Origin of the sequence: Serratia microhaemolytica (genome assembly GCF_004011885.1) — a bacterium.
GTDB classification, from domain to species: Bacteria; Pseudomonadota; Gammaproteobacteria; order Enterobacterales; family Enterobacteriaceae; genus Serratia_G; species Serratia_G microhaemolytica.
In genome coordinates this window covers 1-1,395 of sequence record NZ_SBEF01000116.1, presented here as the reverse complement: position 1 = coordinate 1,395, position 1,395 = coordinate 1, and the positions used below count along the sequence as shown (strand labels likewise).

At 38.6% G+C, this 1,395-nt stretch carries 1 protein-coding gene; it reads left to right on the top strand.

The window, feature by feature from the left end; translation table 11 throughout:
* Window positions 1-807 precede the first annotated feature (807 nt).
* Entirely contained in the window at window positions 808-993 is a 186-nt protein-coding gene (locus tag EOJ37_RS14210; RefSeq protein ID WP_127960514.1) for a hypothetical protein, read from the top strand.
* Window positions 994-1,395: the final 402 nt, after the last annotated feature.

Sequence of the window (1,395 nt, the reverse complement as noted above, 5' to 3'; positions counted from 1 at the left end):
GAGTTGCGCTGCCTCTAGTTTGAATTCTGCACTAAATGTTCTATTGCTCATTGTTTCACCTGCTCGCGTATGAGGTGTATCTTAACACCTCTCATCAGGTGGCCAAAATTACTGTACCACTACATGAATAGACCGATCACTAAAACTCAGAACAAAGGTGGCATTAGTCTTGCTCAGAGATTCTCGGATATCGGCGAAATGCCGGAGAAAACCGTATGCATCTTCAAGGGTCACTTTGTTGTCGAAACAGCAATCGCGATGAAGCAATGTTTGAAGGTAAGACGCTGTTTTTGCACCAATGCACCCAAACGAATCTGACTCAACAAAAGCAAGGAGTTTATCAAAGACTTCTGGACTATTTGTAACCAAGACGCTATCTCTAGACACAACCCAATCCTGCATAAGTTCTTAGTATATATGCATAAATATAATTTGAGATGCAGGTGTATGTCAAGAGTTACTAATGGAAAAAAAATACTTTAGAAGAAAAAAAATATAATTCATTGTATTAAAAAGGTTATTTTAGTGTTAAGTGCATGCCAATATTGAAAAGTTGAGCTAATACATTAAAACTTGATTAACTCCAGCATTTGTATAGTGAAAAATACAATTAGAATGTAATAAAGTTATTTTATGGGAAAAACATCTATAAAAACATATCTACAGCATAACATGCTGTAGATATAATGAGAAAACGGTGTTACAGATTGAGCTCAAGCTCAATCTGACTTGGCAAAACCGCAAAGGTGAGAAGTACGATTTACGTACCAATGATCCAATGACCAAATATTGGCCGACTGAATATTTATGCTTTCCCCTCAAAAGGTCACTGATGCAATGGCACAAGTGAGAACCGTGCAACAGGAACAGTTGAGTATGCGTCTAGCGGCTATGGCGGCAACTCGTCAGCAGTTGGAAAGTACCAATATCGTTGGTGCTGATAACCACGATAATGTGATTGAGTTTAGCCGTTATCAGCAGAAGAAAAAGTGATTCAGGTACGCCAGTGCATGAACTAGACACTTACGCTTTCAAGGTATCGAGATAATCCGCCCATTTTTGCAACCAAACTTTACATTCCTTAGTGTAAAGCATAAATATATTGATATTTAACAAAATTTAAGGCAATTTCACTAAAAGTTGAATTTTAACCTATACTTAATTAATTGTCTGATTTTCAGGTAGTTAGCAATAGCACAAGTTTAGCACCTACCAGCAGATGCACCTAGCTTACCCTCACTCATTTGAGGTTGCCACTGCCACCAAGCCTAGGGTGTGTCCCGTAACTATTTTTTGTACAATTTGGCGATATTTAGTCGAGAAGAGGATTTTGAATTTGGCTCGTTATGATGTCCCTGATGAGGCTTGGGCGCTCATTTCCACCCTGTTGCCGCC

Bases quoted from the DNA above. Each gene is read 5' to 3' on its own strand.
- EOJ37_RS14210 (WP_127960514.1), top strand. From the start codon at position 808: ATGCTTTCCCCTCAAAAGGTCACTGATGCAATGGCACAAGTGAGAACC.